Origin of the sequence: Cupriavidus gilardii, from assembly GCF_008801915.1 — a bacterium.
Taxonomy (GTDB): Bacteria; Pseudomonadota; Gammaproteobacteria; order Burkholderiales; family Burkholderiaceae; genus Cupriavidus; species Cupriavidus gilardii.
Window position 1 is genome coordinate 287,255 of sequence record NZ_VZOV01000004.1, and the last position, 23,876, is coordinate 311,130.

Here is a 23,876-nt window from a genome sequence, read left to right on the forward strand (position 1 = left end):
GTTCGCGCGGGCGAGGGCCGTTGCCAGGCCCGTCGGTCAGAAGAAGCCGAGCGCGTTGGGGCTGTAGCTGACCAGCAGGTTCTTGGTCTGCTGATAGTGGTCGAGCATCATCTTGTGGTTCTCGCGCCCGATGCCCGATTGCTTGTAGCCGCCGAACGCCGCGTGCGCGGGGTAGGCGTGATAGCAGTTGGTCCACACGCGTCCGGCCTGGATTGCGCGGCCGAAACGGTAGGCCCGCGTGCCGTCGCGCGTCCAGACCCCGGCGCCAAGGCCATACAGCGTGTCGTTGGCGATCTCGAGCGCTTCTTCCTCGGTCTTGAAGGTCGTCACCGATACCACCGGCCCGAAGATCTCCTCCTGGAAGATGCGCATCTTGTTGTGGCCGCGGAACACGGTCGGCTTGACGTAGTAGCCGTTCTCCAGCCCGTTGCCCAGCTGGGCGCGTTCGCCGCCCGTCAGCAGTTGCGCGCCTTCCTGCTTGCCCAGGTCGATGTACGACAGGATCTTCTCGAGCTGCTCCTGCGAGGCCTGCGCGCCGATCATCGTGCTGCGGTCCAGCGGATGGCCTTGCTTGATCGCCTCGACGCGCTTGATGGCCCGCTCCATGAAGCGGTCGTAGACCGACTCCTGGATCAGCGCCCGCGACGGGCAGGTACAGACCTCGCCCTGGTTCAGCGCGAACATCGCGAAGCCTTCCAGCGCCTTGTCGAAGAACGCGTCGTCCTTGTCGAGCACGTCGGCGAAGAAGATGTTCGGGCTCTTGCCGCCGAGCTCCAGCGTGACCGGAATCAGGTTCTGGCTGGCGTACTGCATGATCAGCCGGCCGGTAGTGGTCTCGCCGGTGAAGGCGATCTTGGCGATGCGCTTGTTCGACGCGAGCGGCTTGCCCGCTTCCAGGCCGAAGCCGTTGACGACGTTGAGCACGCCGGGCGGCAGCAGGTCGCCGATGATTTCGAGCAGCACCATGATCGAGGCCGGGGTCTGCTCGGCGGGCTTGAGCACCACGCAGTTGCCGGCGGCCAGCGCGGGGGCCAGCTTCCACGTCGCCATCAGCAGCGGGAAATTCCACGGGATGATCTGGCCGACTACGCCCAGCGGCTCATGGAAGTGGTAGGCGATGGTGTCGTGGTCGATCTCCGAGATGCCGCCTTCCTGCGCGCGCACCGCGCCGGCGAAATAGCGGAAATGATCGATCGCCAGCGGCAGGTCGGCGGCCATGGTCTCGCGCAGCGGCTTGCCGTTGTCGATCGTCTCGGCGACCGCCAGGCGCTGCAGGTTGGCCTCCATGCGGTCGGCAATGCGGTTCAGCACATTGGCGCGCTCGGCGGGCGACGTGCGGGCCCAGGCGGCCTTGGCGGCGTAGGCCGCGTCGAGCGCCAGCTCGATATCGTCGGCGTTGGAACGCGCGATCTTGCAGAAGGCTTGTCCCGTGACCGGCGACACGTTGTCGAAGTACTGGCCCGACTGCGGCGGTACCCACTTGCCACCGATGAAGTTGTCGTAGGACGCCTTGTACGGGAATTCGATATCGAGGAACTTCAGTTCCGCATGGTTCATGGTGGTGTCTCCTGACGAATCGTTCGTGTTGCGCTTGCGCTGCTGTCTTGACGACCGGTTGTCCGGCCAGTCCACACCCATCAGCGCAAGGAGCGTGCCATTGGCCGTTCGCCGCGTTCCGGCATGGGTTTCGCGGCCAGGCGCGCCGCCACTGTTGCGTCGCTCACCGACACGCTGCGCACGGTGTCCTGAAATGGAGCAATCGTGTTGCGGCGGTCGTCCGCCAGGCTTCAGTCGAGTCCGTGCTCGCGCGCATAGCGGTACATCTCGACGACATTGGCCAGACCCAGCTTCTTGCGGATCAGCGTCTGGTAGTTGGCGATCGTCTTGGTGCTCAGGTAGAGCTGCGCGGCGATGTCCTCGAGCGCGATGCCTCGCACCAGCAGGCGGAACAGATCGAATTCGCGCGGCGACAGGCGCATGTGCGGCAGCGCCCTCGGGTCGCCCTCGCCGGCGACAGCGGCGATGTCGTCGGACAGCGGCCGCTCGCCGGCCGCGACGCGATGCACCGCGTCGACCAGCAGGTCCGGGGCGCTGCTCTTGGTCAGATAGCCGTCCGCGCCCGCGCGCAGCGCCTGCGCAACGATGGCGGGGCTGTCGTGCATGCTGAAGACCAGCACGCGCAGCGCCGGCACGCGCGCCTTCAGGCAGCGCAGCACTTCCAGCCCGCCGCGGCCCGGCATCGACAGGTCCAGCACCAGCACGTCGGCAGGGTGGCGGCTGAGCCAGAGGTAGGCGGCGTCGCCATCGGCGAACTCGGCGACCACCTGCAGGCCGTCGTCCAGCTCCAGCAGGCGACGGTAGCCGGTGCGGACCACCGCATGGTCGTCGGCGAGCACCACACGCAGCGGCATCATCAGGCCAGCTCCGGCACGCGGCCGTGGCTTGGGCCGCCGGCCCGGGCCCGGGTGTCCGGCGCATGGTCCGCCGCAACGGCCGCACCCGGCGAAATCGCCGCGACCGCAGCAGGCCGCGCCGCGAGCGCGCCAGGGAAACGGGCCAGCAGCTTCAGCCCGGGCCGCGATTCGCCGGACCGAGAGGCGCTCAGCTCCAGTTGCCCCCCATGTGCCCACACCCGTTCGCGCAGGCCGCCCAATCCGCAGCCGGCCTCGAACGCGGCGCCGGGATCGCCGATGCCCACGCCGTCGTCCTCGACGCACCAGACGATGTCGCCGGTGGCGTTGGCGGCCACGCGGGCCTGGACCGTCGCGGCGCCCGCATGCCGCACCGCGTTGGTCAGGGCCTCCTGCGTCATGCGGTAGAGCGCCAGCGCCAGCGCCGGGGGCACAGCCACCGCGCCGAGCTCGATCTCCAGGCGAAAGTCCGTGCGCGAATCCGGCTGCGCGCGCCACCCTTGCAGCAGGTCCTGCAGCATGCGCGCCAGCGGGACCGGCCCGTTGCCCGGCTGCGTGCCATGCGGCCGCAGCCGATGCAGCAGCGAGCGGACATCCTGCTGGATGCGCGCGCCATGCTGCGACAACCCGTCGGCCACGCTGCGCAGCGCGGCGTCGTGCGTCAGCCGGCGCGACAGGTAGGCCGCATCGGCCCGCATCGCGGTCAGGCTCTGGCCCAGTTCGTCGTGCAGGTCCCGCGCGATGCGGGCGCGCTCGTGCTCCTGCGCTTCGAGCAGGCGCAGGCTCAGTGCGCGCCTCGAGGCCTGCGCGTGCGCCAGCGCCGCGGCGAGCTGCTGCAGCGCCCGCCGGATCGCGTCGAGTTCGGCGATCCGCGTCGGCGGCAGCTCGGCATCGTATTCGGCGTGCTCGTAGCGGCGGATTGCCACCAGCATTCCGCGCAGCGGCGCCAGCGCTTTCCGGGCCGACCAGGCGATGCCGGCAAACAGCAGCACGCTGTACAGCATCAACGTGGCGAGCTGGCCGGCGAAGGTGTTCAGCGCCTCGCTTTCTTCGCTGCGGGGGTTCCAGTCCAATGCCACACGGTAGCCTGCCCCGTCCGCCACCGGGATGTTCCAGGAGGCGGCCGGCTCGGCCGGCGCCCGGCTATCGGCGGTGCCGGGCGGCGGCACAAGGACCGTGCCGCTGTCGTCGCGCAGCGTCAGGCGCAAATGGCGCAGCGCACCGGAGGCGGCGATCTCGCGCAGCGCGCGCAAGTGGCCATCGCGCGCTTGCGCATGGTCGGTCTGCAGTCCCGCGAGATGACGAAACATCCTGGCGGTGGCATCGGCGCCGCGCCGTTCGCTGCGGATGTCGCCGGCGGCCGTGGCCAGCGCGAACAGCGTGGCGACGACCAGGCTCAGCAATGCGATCGGCGCGGCCCGAAGCAGCAGATGGCGGGACAGGGGCATGGCAGGGGTCTCCTCGTTTCCATCGAGGCGGCCCGGCGCTCTGGTGGCGTGGCTGCGTGGCGCATCGATCCCGGCCTGGTGCTGCGGATCCTGTCCCGGGTCGGGAGTTTTTCCCGGCCGTCGGGGTATGGAACCTGCTCGACGGGATCGTGCGGCCCGACAGAGGTCCGCTCGATACCAGGAGGAGATGCAAGATGTCAGCCAACCGGACCGCTGCCGCCGCCGGCAGGCCGCGCGCGCCCGCCGCGACGCGCCGTACCGGGCCCCCCATTCCCCGTGCCATCGCCATGGCCTGCGTGATCGCGCTGTTCGGCGCCGGCCACGCTGTTGCACAACAGGGCAGCACTGTGTCACAACAGGACAGTTCGTTGCCGACGGTGACCATCGTCGCCGCCGCGCCGCTGCCGGGCCTCGGCGTCGAGCGCGATGCGCTGCCGTATACCGTGCAGGGCGACGAGCGCGATACCGCATCCGGTCCGCGCGCCGGCAATCTGGTCGAATACCTGAACCGCAATCTGGCCGGCGTCAATGTCAACGAGATCCAGGGCAGCCCATTCCAGGCCGACGTGACCTACCGCGGCTTTCGCGCCTCGTCGATCCTTGGCGTGCCGCAGGGCCTGTCGGTCTATCTCGACGGCGTACGCGTCAACGAACCGTTCGGCGACGTGGTCAACTGGGACATGATTCCCGAAGCCGCGCTCGACCATATCGCGCTGGTGTCGGGTTCAAACCCGGTGTACGGGCTGAACACGCTGGGCGGTGCGCTGGCGCTGACGACCAAATCCGGCCTGACCTCGCAGGGCTTCGGTGCCGACATCTCGTACGGCAGCGGTGCCCGCAAGCGCGCCGACCTGTCGTTCGGCGCGCGCAGCGAGGACGGCTGGCACGGCTTCGCCGCCGGCACGCTGTTCAAGGAGAATGGCTGGCGCGACCAATCCGACGGCCGGCTCGGCAACCTGTTCCTGAAGGCCGGCCGCAGCAGCGGGGCGACCGAGTGGGACCTGTCGCTGTTGCATGGCAACAGCCGGCTCGTCGGCAACGGTCTGGTCCCGGACTATCGGCTCGATGGCAATGCCGTGCTGCCCGACCTGTATGCGGGGAACCGGCGCGCGGTGTTCACCTACCCAGACGAGACCCGCAACCGCGTCACGCAGGCCACGCTGAACGGCAGCCACTGGCTCGACGACACGACACGGATCTCCGCCATGGCCTATGTCCGCCACAGCCGGCGCGACACCGTCAATGGCGACGTCAGCGAGGACTACGCCGAATATGCCGAGGCCTGCGAGGATGGCTTCAACGCGGATGGCTCGCCGGCCGACGACGACTGTGGCTATACGCGCGAGCAGGGCGCCGCGCTGCATCCGGCCGTGTTGAACACGACCCACACCCGCCAGCGGGGCCAGGGCGCCGCACTGAGCCTGGCCAAGGAACTGGGCGCACACCGCATCAACATGGGCGTGACCTTCGACGCCAACCGGGTGCGCTACGCCCAGTACGAACAGGAGGCGCTGCTGAGCGCGGACCGCGGCGTGTCGGCCGCCCCCGGGTCCGAGGTCGAGCTGTTCTCGGGCGCCCACGGCAAGTCGCGCGCGATTGGCGTTTATCTGGCCGATCTGTGGGCGCTGACGCCGACGACCCATCTGAACCTGTCGGCCCGCTGGAACCGGTTGAAGGTGACCAGCACGCTGATCGACAGCGACGGCAGCGACAAGCCGACCGAGCGCTTCACCTACAGCAAGCTCAATCCAGCGATTGGCCTGACCCAGCAGGTCGGCGCCGGTCTGACGCTGTTCGCCAGCGCCGCGCAGAGCAACCGCGTGCCGACGGTGATCGAGCTCGGCTGCGCCGATCCCGCGCAGCCATGCCGCCTGCCGGCGGGCCTGCAGGCCGATCCGTACCTGAAGCAGGTGGTCTCGCGCACCTACGAGGTCGGGGCGCGCTGGCGGCCGTTGCGCGACCTGGAACTGTCTGGCACCGCCTACCGCACCGACAATCGTGACGACATCCTGTTCCTGCGCGCACCGAACAGCCAGCAAGGCTACTTCTCGAATTTCGATCGCACCCGCCACCAGGGCGTGGACCTGCTGGCGAACTGGCGCCTCGATGCGGTGACGCTGCGGCTTGGCTACAGCTATCTGCAGGCTACCTACCAGGCTCACGGACGCATCCTGGCCGGCGAGCGCACGATCGATGTCCGTCCCGGCATGCGGCTGGCCGGGCTGCCCCGGCACACGCTGAAGCTCGGCGCCGACTGGCGCGTGACGCCGTCGTTCGCGGTCGGCGCCGACGTGCTGGCCGTGTCGTCCAGCGTGATCAGCGGCAACGAAGACGGTCTGGCCAGCGACCCGCGGCCGGGCAGGGCGCCGGATGCGCGCCGCTGGGATACCGCCGGCTATGCCACCGTCAATCTGCGCGCCAGCTATCGCGTCAGCAAGCAGCTCGAGCTGTATGCCCGCGTCGACAACGTGTTCGATCGCCGCCATGCGAGCTATGGCCAGCTGGCGGAGAACATCCTGCCGGACGGACGGCTGGTGCAGCCGCACGTGGCGCCGCAGGATGCGGCGACGTCGCGCTTCATCGCCCCCGGGGCGCCGCGCAGCATGTTCGTGGGGGTGCGGTACCGGATGTAATGCGGGCAGCCAGGGCGGGGCGGCGTGGAACCAGTGTGCTAGGCTCCCGCACTTTGCACTCCACGCCAATCGCCATGCAACCGTCGCTCGCCGCCTTTCGTGCCGCGCTTGCCAGTCTTGTCAGTTCGCGCGCCCTGAAGCTCGCCGTCGGCCCGATCGTGGTGTTGCTGATCGCCGGCGCGGTCTTTCTCGGCCTGCCACTGGTCATGCTGATGACCGGCGTGGTGCCGCCCTGGGTTCAGGCGCTGTACGGGGGTGCCGGTGGCATTGCGCAGACGCTGCTGGTGGTGCTGTACCAGCTTGCGCTGATCCTGCTGGTGGCGTTGTGGTCGATGCCGGGTGCCGTTGCCCAGATCGCGGCGGACTACCCCGCGGCGGGGCCGGCGAGCGACGCCGTATCCGGCCAGCGCGGCGCGATGGCGCACTACATCGGCACCTATATCGTGCTGTGCGCGCTGATCCAGTTCCTCGGCACGGTACCACTGCTGTACGGCGTGGCCAATCTCGCGGCCCAGGGCTGGCTGGCGATGCGGCTGATGCCGTATCTGGCGTTGCGCAAGCGCGCATCGGCCGGCGAACTTGCCGCACTGACCAAAGGGTGGCGGCTGTCGTTCGCCGGCGTGGCAATGGCGGGCGTCGTGCTCAGCGGTCTGATCGCCGCGGCGATCTCGGCGGCGATCGCCCTGTTGATGCCGGGGCCGGCGGCCTTTGCCGGCGTGACGATCGGGCGCGTGCTCGGCATGCTGTTCCTGGTCTACTGGTTCGCCCATCTGTCGCTGCGCACGCTGGCTACGATGCGCGGCGCGGCGGCCGGCGCGGGCCCGGCGCTGCCATAAGGCGCGGTCCATCGCCGAAGCGCCTCGCGCTCGTGCCTATGGACGGTTGTTCCGGATCATCGCCCCCGGCGGACCGCTCGATCCGCCGAACCACGGCTCGACGCGCGCCTGGTTCTGTTCGACCAGGATCGAGTAGTTGTCCTTGAAGCTGTTCGGAAAAAAGATCATGCCGGGGCTGGCGACCCGATTGCCCCGTACCAGAATGCCGGACAGTGTCGCGCCCGGCATGCCCATCACCGCCAGCCCGCGCGTGACGTTGCGCGCCGCGGTGCGCATCACGAAGACCGGGTCGCCATCCTCGGCGACGGTGTTATCGAGGCAATCGATATTGAAGGTCGGCAGATAGGTATTGTCGCCATAGGGCCCATAGGCCGCGATGGCGATGCCGTCGCCGGCGTTCATGTTGTAGTTGTGGTCGATCACGCTGTCGAACACGCCGCCAAAGAACAGGATCGAATTCAGCGCACGGCCATGCATGTTGCGGAATTCGTTGTGGCTGACGGTGATGCGCAGATAGCCCGTGGTGATGTTGATCACCGAGGAGGAATCGGGCACCACGTCCCATGGCGCCGCCAATTCCATCACGCGGCCCTTGATCGATTTCAGATGCCGGTATTGACCGACTCCGGTGCCGGCGACGATCGACATCACGACGTTTTCAGGATTGCTGGTGCCGACCATGTCCCAGTTCGGATCGCGCGCCAGGGTCACCGAACTGGCCGAGCTGGCGGCGAGCCTGCCCAGATACGCGCCGCCGCCGCCGTCCGTCGTGAAGAACTGGTTGGTCGGCGTGTAGGTCATGTTGCGGAACAGGTTGTAGCCGAGATAGAAGTTGCGCGTGGCGTTGGCCGTCGTGCCGCTGATCATCGGGCGGCTGGCGCCGATCACCACGCCCTCGTTGATCTCGTCCTGGGCGCCGAACAGGTTCTTGGTCACGACAACGTTCTGGCTGTTGGCGATGCCGTAATCGCCCTTGGTGGCGCGGTTGCCCGCGATCAATACGCCGTCGCCGTAGTCGATCGACATCGTCTTGCGCGAGCTCAGCGTCGAATTGACGATGCGCAGGTCCGGGCCGGCAATCTTGATCAGCTGCGCGCTTCCCGCGCCGTTGGTGTAGTCGGCCGACACGACGAAATTGACGCGCTGGATCAGGATATGGCCGTTCGCGCGCGGATCGCTGCCGAGATTGGCGGCCCGCAGCATCGTTTCGCGATGCGGCGCGCGCAGCGTCAGCGAGGCGATGCCGAAATGGCTCTCGCCCGTGATCCATGACGCGGGAGTGGCCGCGGCGCTGTTCGCCTTGCCGAGCAGCGTCGTCGCGTCCTCGGATTCGCCGACCAGATACTGATGGCGGCGCAGCGCAATCGTTCGTGAAATGGCGAATTGCCCGGCCGGCAGCTTGAAGACGGTGCGCACGCCATTGCTGCGGTTCTTGTCGAGACAGCTTTGCAGCACGGCGGCGTTGTCGGTGACACCATCGCCCGTCAGTCCGGGGCACGACACCACGGCAGGCGGCTTTGGCGCGGGTTGGATGCGGATCGGCACCGGCAGCGCGGCGGTCAGGTCCTTGTGCTGTGAGCCGATCCAGACGTGATACGAACCGGGCGCCATGCCGGCGGGCACGCCGGCCACCATCGCCGTATCGTCGGCGTGCTCGACGGCCAGCGGATAAAGCCGGTTGTCGGCCGATTGCAGATAGGCCTCCTTGCTGCCGTTGAAGTTCTTGCCGAACAGCCTCAGCTTGCCTCCGGCCTCGGCGCCGCAATTGACCAGTTCATGCGCCGGCGCCTCCAGGCTGGAATCGGTATCCGGCGTGCCGAGGATCCACTGGATTTCCGGCCGATTGACGATGCCTTCCAGCACCGGCACCGCGCGCTCCTGGTCCTCGATGCGGTAGGCGTAGGGGCCGTATTTGAGGTTCGCCGGGATGGTGAAGGTCAACCCCGTCGAGCTCAGATTGACGGCAGGCACCGTGATCGCGCTGGCACGGACCGCGCTGCGCCAGTCCGTCATCCCGGACGTGAGGGCCAGCAGACGCACGGTCTTGCGGTTCGCCGTAAAGGCGCCGCTCATCAACACGCTCTGGCCGGGCCGGTTCTCGCGCGAGGTCCAGAAAATGGCGTTCTTCTCGTAGACCGGCTCGCTGTCCGGCCGCATCTGCGTGACGTCGACAAAGACCGCCCGCTTGCCGCTGCCGGTATCGCCGTTCCGGCCGATCATCGGGTTGGTGCAACCGCCCAGCGTGCCGGCTTCCGTGATCGGCGAGACCGTCGTGCCCGGCGCCACGGCGGGCGCCGAAGCCGCCCGAGGCTCCGCGCTGCCCGCCACCGCATGCCAGCACCCGAGCAGCGCCAAGGCGGCTGTCCACACGTGGTTTCGGATCCGAAACGCTGGCTTCATGGCTATCCCTCGGTTGTGTCGGCGAGCCGACGGCCAGGGCGATCCTGCGCGCCCAGGGCCTATGTCGGACAGGCCATTAGTGTCGAAAATCGACTTCGGTAACAGTACGAAACGACACACACAAGCGAGCCAGGAGATGCTTCGACATCGTTCCTTCGCGAGTGGAGATCAGATGGATTACAATTTGGGATCAATTGATCCAATAGGTGCCGATATGCTGGTCGTTCCCCCGGAGCAAATCAGCGCGGCCATGGCTCTTTCGCCACCCCGCGTATCCCTCGCTGATCTCGATGCAGCCGTACGCGAAGGACTGCCGAAGTCCGCGCTGCGAGAAATCGTCGAGCATGTCGTCCGTACTTCAGACGAGCGACGGGCGTTGATGTCACGGATCGTGCCTGAGGCGACTTTCAAGCGTCGGAAGGACCGCCTGACCCCGGACGAATCGGAAAAGACCGAGCGGCTGGCTCGAATCTTCGCCACAGCCAATTTTGTATGGGATGACGAAGAAGATGCCCGCGAGTTTCTGCATACGCAGCATCCACTTCTGGCCGGCAACACGCCGCTCGATGTGTCGATGACGGAACTTGGAGCCAAGCGGGTAGAAGAAATCCTGTGGAGGCTCTTCTATGGCATGACTGCGTGATGCAGATCTACCGGATCGCAGACCGCCGCCATGAGGTATGGAATGGCACCGGCGCCATGCTCGTAGGTGGGCGTTTCAACAGCCCGGGGCGTCCCGTCATCTACGGCGCCCTCAGCTTCGCAGGGGCCATGCTCGAGGTCCTGGTTCACTCACGCATCGGCAAGGTGCCTCGCCAGCATGTCGTGGTGGTTGCCAACGTACCTGAAGACATCGCGCTCGAGCGCGCAGGGCCGGACGACTTGCCCGCAGGCTGGGACGCTCTGGACGATCCTCGCACGGCGCGCAGCTGTGGCGACCACTGGCTCGCCGACCGCAGATCCGCCGTGCTGATCGTGCCGTCGGTTGTTGCTCGCCTTGAGTGGAACGTGCTAGTCAATCCAATGCACCCGGATGCAGCCAGGCTCGTCGTCTCGGCCCCGGAGCCGGTGCGTTGGGACGAGAGGCTGTTCCGGACGTCGTAATTTCCACCGGCGGACGCGCTCATCGGCCATCGCGGAAGAGGGACGACAGCCTCAGGGCCCGTGCCAGGGCTGTACGCCCCTTACTCCGCCGAAATCTTCGCGCGCTTCACCACCTCGCCATAGCGCTGCAGGCGGTCGGCCATCATCCGTTCGAAGGCAGCAGGCGCCATGTCTTCCGGCGGGACCACACCGCGCGAGCGCAGTGCGGCCTGCATGGCGGGATCGCTGGCCGCCTTGCGCACGGCCTGGTAGATCTTCTGCACCACCGGCTGCGGCGTGCCGGCCGGGGCTGCGATGCCGGTCCACGAGCTCAGGTTCAGCTCCGGATAGCCCAGTTCAGCCAGCGTCGGCACGTCGGGCAGCTGCTCGAGCCGCTGCTCGGAGGCGACCGCCAGCGCGCGGACTTTGCCGTCCTTGACGTGCGGCAGCATGATCACGAGGTTATCCAGGATGAACTGCACCTCGTTGCTCAGTACCGCCGTGATCAGTTGCGAGCCGCCGCGGTAGGGGATATGGGTCGCCACCGCGCCGGTGCTGGCCTTGAACATCTCGACGTTCAGCTGGCCCATGCTGCCGACACCGCCGCTGCCGTAATCGAGCTTGCCGGGGTTCTTCTTCGAATAGGCGATGAACTCCGCGAAGGTGCGCACCGGCAGGCTGGAATGCACGACCAGCGCATTGGGCTGGCGGCCCAGGACCGCAATGTTCTCGAAGTCCTTGATCGGGTCGTAGCCGATGCGCGGCTGCGTCAGCGGATTGGCCAGATGGCTGCTCTGCGACGACACCACCAGCGTATAGCCGTCCGGCTTGCTGCGCGCCACGACCTGCGTCGCGACCGAGCCGCCCGCGCCGGGACGGTTGTCGACGACGACCGGCACGCCGAGAATCCGCGACAGCGGCTCGGAATACTGGCGCGCCATGATGTCGACCGATCCGCCGGGCGGGAAGGGGACCACCAGCGTGATGGGACGCGACGGCCAGGTTTCCTGCGCCACGGCGCCAAGCGGCGCGGCGGCGGCAATGGCGGCGGCGCTCAGACCGAGACCAACGAAGCGGCGGCGGGAGAAGGGCAGGTTCTGCATGATCAGGAAGGCAGGATTGAAATGGAATTCGGCCGATGGCGGAACGTGCCGCTCATTGCAGCCCGAGGATGGCAAGCGCCAGGGCCTGCGCCCGTGGCACGAAGGTGGACAGCTCGCAGTATTCGCGCTCGGTATGCGGATGGCCGCCGACCGGCCCGGTGCCGCACAGCGTCGGCGTACCGGCCGAGCTGGTCAGGCCGCTGTCGGCCGCGCCGCCGGTGAACTCGCCGTCGACGGTGAAGCCGACGCGTTCGGCGCTGCGCTGATACAGCGACAGCAGGAACGCGGGCGTCGTCGCCATCGGCATCGTGCGCCGCATGTCGGTGATGCGTCCGCGCGTGCGGGGAATCGATTCGGCTTCGACGATCTCGCGGATGCGGCCGTACAGCGCGTCCATATCGGTATCCGCGGTGAAGCGCACATCGAGTTGCGCCTTGGCATGCGGAGCGACCATGTTCGGCACGATGCCGCCCTGGATGCAGCCGACGTTGGTGGTGACGCCAGACGCCGGATCGGTCAGGGCATGCAGCTCCAGGACCTTGCGCGCCAGCGCATCGATCGCGCTGGCGCCATGGGCGTGGTTGATGCCCGAGTGCGCGGCCACACCCTCGACCTCGAACTCGACGACCATCGAGCCTTTTCGGCCGGTCACCAGATTGCCGCTGACGCGGCCCGGTTCGGCGTTGAACACCGCACGCACCTCGCGGGCCACCGCCATGATGCGATCGCGTGTGGCCGGCGAGCCGATCTCTTCGTCGCACGAGAAGAACAGCCGCAACGGCGGCGCCAGGCGGCCCAGCCGCGCCAGCGCCTCGGCAACGAACACATTGAGCACTAGGCCGGACTTCATGTCGGCGACGCCGGGACCGTAGGCGCGTCCGTCCTCGACACGGAAGGGCCGCCTGGCCGCGGTGCCTTCGGGATAGACCGTATCCATATGCCCCATCAGCAGGACCGGCAGGCCCTCGCCGGAGCCGGGCACCTGCGCATCGAGGCAGACGCCGTATCCGGGCACCGCATGGAAACGCACGGCAATGCCGGCCGCTTCAAGATGCGCGCGCAGCGCCTCGGCCACGGCCTGCACGCCGGCTTCATGGCGGCTGCCGCTGTCGATGTCGACAATCTTCTGCAGCAAGTCCTGCATCGCCTGTTGCTGGCCTTGCAGCCAGTCCAGCAGGGCCTGTTCGCCCTGGGCTACTTCTCTATCCTGCATGGGGTTCCTGTTCGCGGCCGGGGAACGGTACGCGATGAAGGGCGTGATGAAACGCGTTGTGCAACGTGCGTGAATCGGCCGAGAAACAGGCGATGAAACGATCGTTGCAATGGTGATATCATCATGCAATACACATTGCAGGGTGTCAATATGACGAATTCCCGCAAGGAGACCGCCGATCATGGCGCCACGCTGCTGGACCGGCTGGCGCGCGAGGCGGCCACACTGACCGCGCGCGAGCGCGAACTGGCCGATGCATTGACGCGCGGCTATCCGCACGTGCTGCTCGAATCGGCGACCGCGCTGGCGGCGCAGCACGGCACCAGCGCGTCGACCGTGGTGCGGTTGTTCGCCAAGCTCGGCTATGCCAGCTATGCCGACGCGCAGCGCGAAGCGCGGGCGAGCGTGACTGCCGCGCTACCGACCGCGGGTCAGCGCGCACCGGCGCTGATCGGCGGCAAGCGAACCTTGCGGGCGTGCCTCGACGATGCGTTGATGCATGACCAGCACAACCTGACGGCCACGCACGAATCGCTCGACATCGCCGCGTTCGAAGCGATCGCGCGGCTGCTGGCCGGAGGAAAAGGGCGCCTGTTCATCCTGGCGCAGAAGAACAGCGCACCGGTCAGCGCCTGGCTGGCGCTGCATCTGAACATGTGCCGGCCCAATGTGCAGGAACTGGGGGCCGGCGCGGTGACGGCCACCGATGCCATGCTGTGGGTCCAACCGGAGGATGTGCTGCTGACCTTCAGCGTCCGGCGCTATTCGAGCGCGCCGGTTAGCATCGCCCGTGCTTTCCGCGAACGGGGCGCCCGCGTCGTCGCGATCTGCGACAGCCCGGCCGCGCCGCTGGTGCCGCTGTCCGATCACCATCTGCTGGTACGCACCGCCAACGCATCGCCATTCGATTCGTACACCGCCGCGTTTTTCTTGTGCAATGCACTGGTATCCGCCGTCGCGCAGTTACGCCAGCCTGCCGTGATCGAGGCGCTGCAGCGGCGCGATGCGCTGTGGCAGGCGTTCGAGACCGACCCGGTGGAAGGATTGCGAAAGGGGTAGGGCGCGATGGCGCAACGGCTACCGTCTGCCGACGCGCCATGCCGGCATCGGCCGATCTCGCCCAATGTGGACACTTTGGCGTGGCTTGGCGTCGGGATTCCCTCCGCCTAAGCTAGTGGTCTGGCTCAAGCCAAGGAGGAGACCACGACGATGAACCGGTGGAACCGGCTGAACCCGCTGAACCTACGTCTCGCAGCATGGATCGCGCTCGGTATCGCGGCCGTCGCGCTGGGCGCCGGCGCGGCGTGGCTGCTGTCCTTGCCGCCCGCCACGGCTGCCGCCGAACCGCCAGCGATCGGCGAACCGGAGAGGGCCGCCACGCTGGCCGCGCTGAAACCGCCCAAACGCCCGCGCCCGGTGATTGCCATCGTCGGCATCAATGACGCGACCGAAACCACCGACTATCTGATGCCCTACGGCATCCTGCGCCGCGCCGACATCGGGGAGGTGACGGCCTTGGCGACGCAGCCGGGGCCGGTCAAGCTCTATCCCGTGCTGCAGGTCGAGCCGGACGCGACGATCGCGCAGTTCGACGCACAGCATCCCCAGGGCGCCGACTACGTGCTGGTGCCGGCGATGAGCCGCGACGACGATCCGGCCGTGCTGCAATGGATCCGCAGCCAGGCGGCCAAAGGCGCAACGGTCATCGGCATCTGCGCCGGCGCCAAGGTCGTGGCCGCGGCTGGGCTGCTCGACGGCAAGCGCGCCACCACCCATTGGTACTACCTGGAAGACTTGCTCGACAAGCATCCGACCGTGCGCTACGTTGCCGACCGGCGCATCGTCGTCGATGGCCGTGTCGCCACGACCACCGGCATTTCCGCGTCGATGCCAATGACGTTGACGCTGATCGAAGCCGTGGCGGGCCGCGACAGGGCACAGGCCGTGGCCCGCGACCTGGGCCTGCCGCATTGGGATGCGCGCCACGACAGCGATGCCTTCACCTTTACGCGCCCATTCGCCTTGACGGCGATCGGCAATACGATGGCGTTCTGGAATCGCGAGCGGCTGGGCATCGCGCTACGGCCTGGCGTCGACGAGGTGTCGCTGGCGCTGGTGGCCGACGCGTGGTCGCGGACATACCGTTCGCAGGCCGTATCGTTCGCCCAGCGGGCGGGGCCGATCCAGACGAGAAACGGCATTCGCCTGGTGCCCGAGCACGTCGGCACGGACTGGGATCGAGGCCGGACCATAGCGCTCGCCGAGGAATCGCAGCCGGCGCGGGCGCTGGACGAGGCGCTGAACGGCATCGGCCAGCGCTATGGCGCGCGAACCGAATCCCTGGTCGCGATGCAGCTCGAATATCCCCGCGAGAATCCAGGCGGACATCAGCAACCCGAGGCGCGCACGCGCCCCCTGCAGTAAAACCAACGGATGAGACACGATGGCAAAGATGATTTTCCTGAACCTGCCGGTCCGCGATCTCGCCGCGGCGACGCGGTTCTACGAGGCGATCGGCTGCGTCAAGAACGAGCAGTTCAGCGACCACCAGACGTCGTCGATGGTGTGGTCGGACACCATCACGTTCCATCTGATGACGCACGCCTATTACGGGACCTTCACCAGCAAGCCGATCGCCGATGGGCGCGAAACCAGCGCCATGCTGATCGCGCTGACAATCGACAATCGCGAGGATGTGGACGCCATCGTCGAGGCCGCGAAATTGGCTGGCGGCCGCGCGGACATTCGTGAACCGCAGGACATGGGGTTCATGTATCTGCGCACGTTCGAAGACCCGGACGGCCATCTGTTCGAGCCGGTATGGATGAATCCGGACGCGATGATGGGCGAGCAGGGCGCGCAATAGGGCAGTAGCGCAACAGCGCAACAGCGCAATAGCCCATTGGCGCAATGCGGCGGCCGCTCGCAGGGATTCCCGCCGTAGCGGCCTTGCACGCTACCGTCAGTGCTCGCCTATCACACCGTCATAACATCCAGTCGATCGGCAACCACGACAGCCCGCGGATCCAGACGCGCTCCAGCCAGCTGGTGTTGGGCTCGGTATCGTGGCGAATCGTGTCGTTGCCGCGCCGTTCCAGCCAGTACAGGCTGCCGTTGTCGGACAGCCGGACCTCGTAGGCGTTCTGCGGGACGCTGGTGCCAAACGCCGATTCAATGCGGCCCGCCAGCGTGGGGTTCTCGATCACGAAGCCCAGTTCGGTATTCAGATTCGCCGAGCGGGGATCGAAGTTCAGCGAGCCGACAAAGACACGCTGCGCGTCCACGGCGAACGTCTTCGCGTGCAGGCTCGCGCCGGAGCTGCCGAACGGTCCGGCGCGCTCCTCTGGCCTGGCCGGCGGCGTGGTATCGGCCTTGTCCGCCGGCGCCGCAATCTCGCGCTTCAAGTCGAACAACTGCACGCCGGATTCCAGCAACGCACGGCGCCATTTGACATAGCCGGAGTGCACTACCTTGACGTCCGTCGCCTCGGCCGCATTGGTCAGCACGCGCACATTGACACCCTTGGCGGCTAGGTCGGCGAAGGCGTTGGCGCCGGACTTGGTCGGAACGAAGTAGGGGGATACCAGATCGAGTTCCCGCGCCGGCACGCCGATGGTCTCCATCAGCTGGTGCCCGATCAGCGCATGGCGCGGCGCCTTGCCCAGGACCTTGGCGGGATCGTCGCTGACGATCCGCGTCTTTGCCCATTCGAACGCCAAGGTGCCATCGAGGATGCGGCGGTATGCCGGCATCGCCTTCAGGGCGTTCATGTAGGCCTCGGCGGCCGGGTCGCGCCGCGCGACGGCCGCCTCCCGGGTCAGCTGCTCGAGCCTGTCCGGTGCGACAGGTGGCACGATCGCATTGACCGGATAGGCACTGGCGCTGGCCCAGTAGCGATCGAACTCCCGTTCGACATCGGCCGCAATCGGCCCAACGGCCAGCACATCCAGGTCGGAAAACAGCACGCCATCGGTGGCGCCGAAATATTCGTCGCCGACGTTGCGACCGCCAACGATGGTGGCCTGCGCATCCACGGTGAACGATTTATTGTGCATGCGCCGGTTCAGGCGAGGAAAGTCGGTCAGATAGCCGATGAATTTCGGCGACCGCACCACGAATGGATTGAAGAGGCGGACCTCGATGTTGGGATGGGCATCCAGCGCGGACAGGATCTCGTCCAGCCCCGAAATACCGTTGTCGTCCAGCAGCAGACGCACCCGCACGCCGCGCTGGGCCGCTTCATGCAGCGCATCGAGCAGCAGCGTGCCCGTGGTGTCGCGGCGCCAGATGTAGTACTGCACGTCCAGCGTGCGCTCGGCCATCCGGGCGCCATGGACCCGCGCGGCGAAGGCCTCGCGCGGATCGGCCAGTGCGTGAATGCCCGATAGACCCGGGCGCTGGGACAGGGCCGGCGCCAAGGCACGCCCGAGTGCGGTAGCGCGGGACTGCTCTGGTGTCAGTGCGTGGGAAGGCGTCCGGTCCTCGAGCGGTGGCAGGGCGCATCCGCCGAGCAGCAGCGTTGCCATGGCGGGAACGGCGATGAAGCACAAAGGCGCAAGGACACGATCGAACAGGGGAGCCATGAGGGACGCGATTCCGACGGACTGAGACTAGGCGATACGGTCGATAGTGCCACGCGCATGGTTCCCGCCAGCTTCGGCCCCATGGTCTCCGCATGGGAGGGGCCAGGCCCATCTGCGGTAGGTTTTTTCTTCCGCGCCCAAGCATTATGATGCCGTATCGCCATTGCAATACTTTGCTATGCAGCCACCGTCCTTACGAGACAATGCCGATTCTCAAAGCGTACAAGGCGATGCGCCTATCTCCATCGACGCTGGAGCCGGCAGCGCCGATGCGGTCGTGAGCAGAGAAAAATCAGATGGCGATGATTATTTGGACATAGTCCTTTGTTTCCTGTTCTCTGCCATCTTCTGGGTCGCATTGGCCACGATTGATCCTTATCCGATGGACGCGGACTCAAGCTGGTTCTGGATACTGCTTCGCCTCCCGCTTGGCTTTGGCATCGCTCTTTTGGCCGTGATCGGACTGATGATCGTCTTGAGCCTTTGCGGCATTCAAAGCAAGTCCAATGGATCGACAATCGACATGATTGCCGGGATGCTTCCGATTTATTTCGTCGTCGTCATCGCCTTTGCCGGTCACCATCTAGTAGACGTCTACAATGCCAGCTGGGCTGCCCCCATAACGGCCAAGGCACGGTTGATCAAGACCAGTACCTCCATCTCCAAGCAGGGGCGTCACCGGACAAACTCATGGACCTTCGAGATTGTCGATGGCCCGGCAAAAGGCCTGGAGTTCGACACGACTGAGTCGGCCTCTTCCTGGGGCCGCGTCCGCCCGCCCGGCTTCAACGAGGACGAGTACAGAGCCGTGATCCGCCATAGCTGGATGGGCACTTCGATTGTGGATTTGGTCCGGTATTAGGCTCGGCGTTCCGACGGACCGGCTGCAACCGTACCACGACTCAGAACCGGTGATTGACCGTCAATTCGACCCGCCGTCCTGCCCCCTGCAGCCACTGCGTGGGGTTGTAGTAAGCCGTCGCGACATAGTGCCGGTCGAACACATTGAAGCCGCGCAGCGACAGCGTGGTGTTCTTGCGGGGCCGCCATTGCAGCAGCAGATCCGTGGTGGTGTAGGCCGGCATTTCCAGCGTATTGGCTCGGTCGGCAAAACGGCGGCCGACATAGCGGATGCCGGCGCCTGCTGTCCATTCCGGCAAGAAGCGCCAGGTCAGCCAGGCATTGGCCAGCCGCTCGGGCACGTCGGTCGGCACGTTGTCGGCCCGTGAGACCGCCGTGCCATTCACCGATTCCGTGAAGTCGTCATAGCGTGCCTGCAGCAGCGCCGCATTGGCATCGAGCCGCCAGCCGGGCAGGAATTCGACGCCGACGCTGGCCTCGATTCCACGCGACGATTGTTCGCCGACCTGTACGCTTTGCGCGGGATTGGCTGCGTCGCGGGTGACCAGGTTCTTTTTGACGATGTGATAAGCCGCGACCGTCCATTCCCCTTTGCCGTTCCAGAAGTCCTGCTTGACGCCGGCTTCGATCTGGCGGCCGGTGGACAAGTCGAAATTGCTGTTGGAGGACGACAGCATCAGCAGCGCGCTGACGGGATCGGCGGCTTCCGAGTATTGCGCGTAGAGCGCGAGATTCGGCGTCAGGTTGTAGACCGTTCCGGCGCGCCAGCCGACGTGCGAAAAGGTCCTGTCGAACGCCTCGCGATGGGCCATTAGATCGTGGCGTTCGATCCTCGCATGGTCATAGCGCAAACCGCCCAACACCGACCAGCGCGGCGTGATTTCGAGCCGATTCTCGGCAAACAAGGCGTACTGGACCGCCTCGTTGCTGTAGCGCGGCGCTGTGCCGGCCACGTTGATGAACTGGCCGCGCTCGAACGTGTAGGGATCGACGACGGTGCTGCCGGAGTAGGGGGAATTGTTGGTATGGCGAAACGATGCCCGATTGATGTCGAAGCCGACCGACAGGCTGTTGTTCATGCCGAACAGCGCATGGCGATAGACCACGTCGGTCGTATTGCCGACCTGCCACTGGTCATGAAGGATCTCGACATAGGAAGAACGCTGGATCAGGCCGCTCGCCGGCAGATAGTCGTAATACTCGGCATTGCGCCAATGGCGCTTGCTGTCGATGTAGTAGGCCCGCGAGCGAACCGTCAGGTTGGCGCTGGGCGTCCACCGCGCCGACAGCTCGGTCCACTGGTCGTCGTACTGGATGCGGCTGTCGCTGACGTTGTAGTTTCGCGTTCGCAAGGACGGATCCTGGCGGCCATTGACCAGCGGCACGCCGAAATAGCGTGCCGGCTGCTGCCAGCCCTTGGCATAGCTGAGCTTGATGGCGAGCTCGGGCGTCGGATCCCATTGCAGCGCGCCCGATACCGAGAGATTGCGCGAATCGCCGAAATCCACCGACCCATCGGTGCGATTGCCACTGACATCGAAGCGGTATGACCACCGTTCATCGATGGCGCCGCCGCTGCCAAAGGCGAGCCGCTGGGTGTTCTCCGTGCCGATCGTCGCCTGGATTTCGTTCTCGATCGGACCGCGCGTCGGCTTCTTCGGCACCACGTTGACGACGCCGCCGATCGCGCCCTCGCCATAGATCACCGAGGCAGGACCGCGCAGCACCTCGATGCGTTCCACCGACCAGGTGTCGAACGGATAGGTGACACCGATCCCGCCGTATTGGCGCACGCCATCGTAGAGCCGCATGACCGAAGCCGCATCGGTAAAGCCGCGCGCGGATAGCGAAGCGCCGCCATTGCCGGGATGGCCAAGCCCGGACAGCCCCGGGGCGCGGGTGATGGCATCGACCAGCGATACATCGCCGCGGATCTCGAGCTGATCGCGGGCAATGACGTCCACGCTGGCCGGCGTCTGCATCGGCGTCAGGCCGAGATTCGAGCCGGTGGAAGCCGGTTCGTCCAGCGTGGTCTGGCCGGCGGCATGGACGGTGACCGGTGCCAGTTCGTGGACCTCGGGCGATGGGTCGGCGGCTTGCGCGGACAGGCAAACGGCGGCAGCGGCTAGCGCCACCTCGCGTGGAAGAATGCGGGCCATGGGCAAATGGATGTGTCGGCGGAAAAGGCGCGCGACCAAGACAGGCGGTTGTTTTTTTGCTGCCCGATTCTATTTGCCACGCCTTTAGCGGTACATGCGACACCATGACGCAGGACCCGCGCAGGTTTTCGTCGCAAAGTACGCACTCGCGCCGAAATCGCGCCGCAATGGCGCCGCAATGGCGCAATCCGCAAGAGATTCATGCCATCACCGCGCTCCGATGCCCGTATCGATTTCGCAAACCCGTACCGGAACCTCTGCCGCCCACCGCACGCTTTGGCGCTGGCATTTTTATGCCGGCCTGTTCGTGATGCCGTTTCTGATCGTGCTGGCAATCACCGGCACGATCTATTGCTTCCAACCGCAAATCGAGCCATGGCTGTATCCGCAGTTATTGCGCGTAACGCCGCAGGGCGAACCGCTTCCGGCGCAAACGCTGCTGGAGCGGGCGAGAGCGGCCGCGCCGGCTGGGGCAGTCGCCACGACTTACACGCTGCGCAATGACCCGCGCGCCAGCGCCGAATTCATCTTCCGGCTCCCCTCGGGCAACAGCGAAAGCCTCTATCTGAACCCGTACTCCGGCGCGGTGCTGGGCAGCCTCAGCGTCGAGGACCGCTTGATGAAGCAGGTCCGCATGCTGCATCGCGCATTGCTCGCGGGCAAGCCCGGCGAAGTGCTGATGGAACTGGCCGGATGCTGGACGCTGGTGATGATCGCCACCGGCCTGGCGATGTGGTGGCCGCGCTTGCGCGAATCAGGCGTTGGCGCGTTTCGGATGCGGCCGGCAAGCGGCAGGCGAGGGCGTTGGAAGGAAATCCATCTACTGCTCGGCGTGTCGCTCGCGATCGGCGCGCTGCTGTTCGTGCTGTCCGGTCTGCCGTGGACCGCTCTGTGGGGCAAGCAATTCAAGGCCATCACCACCGCGGCGAATCTGGGACGGCCGGCCGATGGCGGAGCCGGGCACATGCACGCACCGGCCCGCGATCGAAGCAATGGGGGCGATGCCGGCCAGGAACACCATCGAGGCCACACGAAGACCATGGAGTCGCTGCCGCTTAGCGATGTGCCATGGGCAACGGGATTGACCGCCGTGCCAGCCAGTTCCGTCGCCTCCACCGGCCATGCAGCCATCGGGCTGGATCGGGTACTGGCCATCGTCCGCGCGCGCGGTGCCGGTCCGGGATGCCAGGTTGCGCTGCCGGCAGGCACCGGCTCGGTCTACGCGGTTTCCTGCTTCCCCAACGATCCCAGGGGAGAACGAACGCTGCATATCGATCCGCACGGCGGCAATGTCGTCCGCGATATCCGCTATGAGAACTACGGCGCCGTCGCCAAGGCCGTGTCGTACGGCACCTCGCTCCATATGGGCCGGTATTTCGGTCTCGCCAATCAGATCGCATGCGCGGTGATTTCGCTGGGCCTGATGGCGTTGGCGATCACGGGCTTCATCATGTGGATCAAGCGGAAACCGGCCAAAGCGCTGGGGGCGCCGTCCCGCCCGGCAAGCCCGCCACCGATGCGTGCGTGGGTAGCCGGGCTGGCGGTATTGGGCGTGATATTCCCGCTGATGGGGATCACGATGCTGGTGGTGTGGATCATCGACCGGTCCGTCGCCAGAACGGCCGGCGCGCCGCCGGAACCGGTACGTCGATGATCGGATCGGATGCTCTCGGACGCCGACCGGCAATCAACCCGTGCCGGCCCCAGACGCAGGCTGCAGCACAATAATGGCCATGCCGGCCAACGCGACAGCCGCACCCAGGACGTCCCAACGTGTCAGCGGCAGCCCATCCACGATGCGAAGCCACAGCAGCGCAACCGCAATATAGACGCCGCCATAGGCTGCATACGTGCGCCCCGCGGCCGTGGGATGCAAGGTCAGCAACCAGGCAAACGCCGCCAATGCCAGCGCCGCGGGAATCAGCAGCAGCGGACTCTTTTCCTGCTTTAATACCAGGTAGGGCAAATAGCAGCCGACGATCTCGGCCAACGCGGTCAGCACGAACAGCGCCGTATAGGCTAGGAAGGTCACGGGTCGAAGCGGGCAGGGTAGCAATGGTCCGCATTGTCACACGGCAATGCCGTGCCCCGACCGCCCGAACACCGCGCTCGCCGCGCTGCGAGTTTGAAGAGAAACCGAAATGAAGAACGACGAATTGCAGCAAGACCCATCCGCGTCGGCGCTGATCGATGCACGGATCGAGGAGCTGGGCGACTGGCGAGGCGAAATGCTCGCCAGGCTGCGCGCGCTGATCAAGGAAGCCGCTCCCGCGTGGCCGCAAAGTACGAGAACGTCGATTCGGTCGGCACGAACAGCAGTTGCATCAGCTGCCCGGTCGCATCGTCGACGTAGACCAGCAGCGTGCAGGCCGGCCCCCGGTCCTCGAACCACCGGTGGTCGCTGCCATCGATCTGGATCAGCTCGCCCAGGCAGGCGCGCCGGTGCCGCGGCTGGTGAACCTTGGGCGGGCGCAGCTTCCTCGGGACCCAGAAGCCGGCGTCGATCATGATCCGGCGCACCGTCTCCTTGGCCAGATCAATACCGTGGCGCTCGCGCAGCTTCTCGCAGGCGAGCGTGGGACCGAAATCGGCGTAGGTGTCACGGATCAGCCCGCGGACCCGCGCCTCTAGTCCGGGTGCCAATTGGTTATTGCCGGCACGACCAACACGGCCATTGATCAGCGCCACCGGTCCAATGGCCTCGAATCGCCTCAGCAGTCGCAACGTCTGCCGGGTCGAGAGCCCCATGCGCGCAGCCGCAATCCCGGTCTTGAGCAATCCCTCGGCCAGCGCCTGCAATACCTTCAACCGATCGATCTGCCTCATGGTCAGGGTGATCCTGTCTGAAGACATGGCCGGCTCCCATCAGATGGCAGCCGGTCAGGGTACGCCAACTCACTCGGACATTTGAACTTGGCTAAAACCGGACATTACAACTTAGCTCCAACATCTGTGTCGCCGATAATGTTTGTTATGTTAAATGAAGAATATTGGTCTGGCACATCCAGGCCTGGGTCGCCGTTAATTTGCATAAATTTGTTACCCGTTTTTGCATAAATTTGTTACCCGCCCCTAGGCGCTTACCTTTCGGAGGCTGGCAGTTTCGATGACGGCACAGCCGGCGACTATGCCGGGAGCGCCGTGTG

The 23,876-nt window shown here is 66.2% G+C and carries 18 protein-coding genes and 2 pseudogenes; 10 read left to right on the top strand and 10 right to left on the bottom strand.

The genetic code is table 11. The features are described from left to right. Positions 1 to 36 precede the first annotated feature (36 nt). From adh to F7Q96_RS08520, 3 genes are all read right to left on the bottom strand, one after another. Positions 37 to 1,557 carry an aldehyde dehydrogenase gene (gene adh / locus F7Q96_RS08510; protein WP_053821834.1) on the bottom strand — a complete coding sequence of 507 codons (1,521 nt, stop codon included), beginning with the start codon at positions 1,555 to 1,557 and terminating at the stop codon, positions 37 to 39. A gap of 230 nt (positions 1,558 to 1,787) precedes the next feature. Next, a complete protein-coding gene (locus F7Q96_RS08515) occupies positions 1,788 to 2,414 on the bottom strand; it encodes a response regulator transcription factor (RefSeq protein ID WP_053821833.1) in 627 nt (208 codons plus the stop codon). Further along, a complete protein-coding gene (locus F7Q96_RS08520) occupies positions 2,414 to 3,859 on the bottom strand; it encodes a sensor histidine kinase (protein WP_151022457.1) in 1,446 nt (481 codons plus the stop codon). The genes F7Q96_RS08515 and F7Q96_RS08520 overlap by 1 nt, the downstream gene beginning before the upstream one ends. A gap of 194 nt (positions 3,860 to 4,053) precedes the next feature. Between F7Q96_RS08520 and F7Q96_RS08525 the strand changes: the two genes are divergently transcribed. Together F7Q96_RS08525 and F7Q96_RS08530 are read left to right on the top strand one after the other, a co-directional pair. Further along, the gene (locus F7Q96_RS08525; RefSeq protein ID WP_053821830.1) at positions 4,054 to 6,492 is read left to right on the top strand and encodes a TonB-dependent receptor; all 2,439 of its coding nucleotides are present in this window, start codon (positions 4,054 to 4,056) and stop codon (positions 6,490 to 6,492) included. A gap of 74 nt (positions 6,493 to 6,566) precedes the next feature. Then, a complete protein-coding gene (locus F7Q96_RS08530) occupies positions 6,567 to 7,328 on the top strand; it encodes a hypothetical protein (protein ID WP_053821829.1) in 762 nt (253 codons plus the stop codon). 36 nt (positions 7,329 to 7,364) lie between these two features. Here the strand turns inward: F7Q96_RS08530 and F7Q96_RS08535 are convergent, their stop codons facing one another. After that, the gene (locus tag F7Q96_RS08535) at positions 7,365 to 9,683 is read right to left on the bottom strand and encodes a glycosyl hydrolase family 28-related protein (protein WP_170265862.1); all 2,319 of its coding nucleotides are present in this window, start codon (positions 9,681 to 9,683) and stop codon (positions 7,365 to 7,367) included. Between the two features lie 259 nt (positions 9,684 to 9,942). Here F7Q96_RS08535 and F7Q96_RS08540 point away from each other — a divergent pair, with 259 nt between their 5' ends. After that, positions 9,943 to 10,371, top strand: coding sequence for an antitoxin Xre/MbcA/ParS toxin-binding domain-containing protein (locus F7Q96_RS08540; RefSeq protein ID WP_151022483.1), 429 nt, complete (start codon positions 9,943 to 9,945; stop codon positions 10,369 to 10,371). Beyond that, positions 10,371 to 10,832, top strand: a complete 462-nt coding sequence (locus tag F7Q96_RS08545; protein WP_053821827.1) for an RES family NAD+ phosphorylase — start codon at positions 10,371 to 10,373, stop codon at positions 10,830 to 10,832. Before F7Q96_RS08540 ends, F7Q96_RS08545 begins: the two co-directional genes overlap by 1 nt. 80 nt (positions 10,833 to 10,912) lie before the next feature. Here F7Q96_RS08545 and F7Q96_RS08550 read toward each other — a convergent pair whose 3' ends face one another. Together F7Q96_RS08550 and F7Q96_RS08555 are read right to left on the bottom strand one after the other, a co-directional pair. Beyond that, entirely contained in the window at positions 10,913 to 11,914 is a 1,002-nt protein-coding gene (locus F7Q96_RS08550) for a Bug family tripartite tricarboxylate transporter substrate binding protein (protein WP_151022461.1), read from the bottom strand. A 52-nt stretch (positions 11,915 to 11,966) separates the two neighbouring features. Further along, positions 11,967 to 13,127, bottom strand: coding sequence for a M20 family metallopeptidase (locus F7Q96_RS08555; RefSeq protein ID WP_053821826.1), 1,161 nt, complete (start codon positions 13,125 to 13,127; stop codon positions 11,967 to 11,969). 150 nt (positions 13,128 to 13,277) lie between these two features. Here F7Q96_RS08555 and F7Q96_RS08560 point away from each other — a divergent pair, with 150 nt between their 5' ends. The 3 genes from F7Q96_RS08560 (at position 13,278) to F7Q96_RS08570 (ending at position 15,993) form a co-directional block, all read left to right on the top strand. Beyond that, the gene (locus tag F7Q96_RS08560) at positions 13,278 to 14,186 is read left to right on the top strand and encodes a MurR/RpiR family transcriptional regulator (protein WP_053821825.1); all 909 of its coding nucleotides are present in this window, start codon (positions 13,278 to 13,280) and stop codon (positions 14,184 to 14,186) included. A gap of 150 nt (positions 14,187 to 14,336) precedes the next feature. Then, positions 14,337 to 15,551 (top strand): DJ-1/PfpI family protein, encoded by a 1,215-nt coding sequence (locus F7Q96_RS08565; protein WP_082371471.1) that lies wholly within the window; start codon positions 14,337 to 14,339, stop codon positions 15,549 to 15,551. A 19-nt stretch (positions 15,552 to 15,570) separates the two neighbouring features. Then, entirely contained in the window at positions 15,571 to 15,993 is a 423-nt protein-coding gene (locus F7Q96_RS08570; RefSeq protein ID WP_053821824.1) for a VOC family protein, read from the top strand. A gap of 118 nt (positions 15,994 to 16,111) precedes the next feature. On the opposite strand, the gene F7Q96_RS08575 is transcribed toward F7Q96_RS08570, so the two are convergent. Continuing rightward, entirely contained in the window at positions 16,112 to 17,653 is a 1,542-nt protein-coding gene (locus F7Q96_RS08575; RefSeq protein WP_053823091.1) for a phospholipase D family protein, read from the bottom strand. A 235-nt stretch (positions 17,654 to 17,888) separates the two neighbouring features. On the opposite strand from F7Q96_RS08575, the gene F7Q96_RS08580 reads away from it, so the two are divergent. Further along, complete coding sequence (locus tag F7Q96_RS08580) at positions 17,889 to 18,572, top strand: hypothetical protein (RefSeq protein ID WP_144425800.1); 684 nt, start codon at positions 17,889 to 17,891, stop codon at positions 18,570 to 18,572. Positions 18,573 to 18,612: 40 nt separating this feature from the next. Here the strand turns inward: F7Q96_RS08580 and F7Q96_RS08585 are convergent, their stop codons facing one another. Beyond that, positions 18,613 to 20,730, bottom strand: a complete 2,118-nt coding sequence (locus F7Q96_RS08585; protein ID WP_212762812.1) for a TonB-dependent receptor — start codon at positions 20,728 to 20,730, stop codon at positions 18,613 to 18,615. Positions 20,731 to 20,950: 220 nt separating this feature from the next. On the opposite strand from F7Q96_RS08585, the gene F7Q96_RS08590 reads away from it, so the two are divergent. After that, entirely contained in the window at positions 20,951 to 22,384 is a 1,434-nt protein-coding gene (locus F7Q96_RS08590) for a PepSY-associated TM helix domain-containing protein (protein ID WP_053821822.1), read from the top strand. Between the two features lie 33 nt (positions 22,385 to 22,417). On the opposite strand, the gene F7Q96_RS08595 is transcribed toward F7Q96_RS08590, so the two are convergent. Next, positions 22,418 to 22,762: a YnfA family protein gene (locus tag F7Q96_RS08595; RefSeq protein WP_053821821.1), complete on the bottom strand. Its 345-nt coding sequence runs from the start codon at positions 22,760 to 22,762 to the stop codon at positions 22,418 to 22,420. Between the two features lie 109 nt (positions 22,763 to 22,871). Between F7Q96_RS08595 and F7Q96_RS27160 the strand changes: the two are divergent. Next, positions 22,872 to 23,000, top strand: a pseudogene (locus F7Q96_RS27160) (DUF1801 domain-containing protein); the annotation flags it as partial. Here the strand turns inward: F7Q96_RS27160 and F7Q96_RS08605 are convergent. Next, a pseudogene (locus F7Q96_RS08605) lies at positions 22,999 to 23,583 on the bottom strand (helix-turn-helix domain-containing protein); the annotation flags it as partial. The pseudogenes F7Q96_RS27160 and F7Q96_RS08605 overlap by 2 nt on opposite strands. Positions 23,584 to 23,876: the final 293 nt, after the last annotated feature.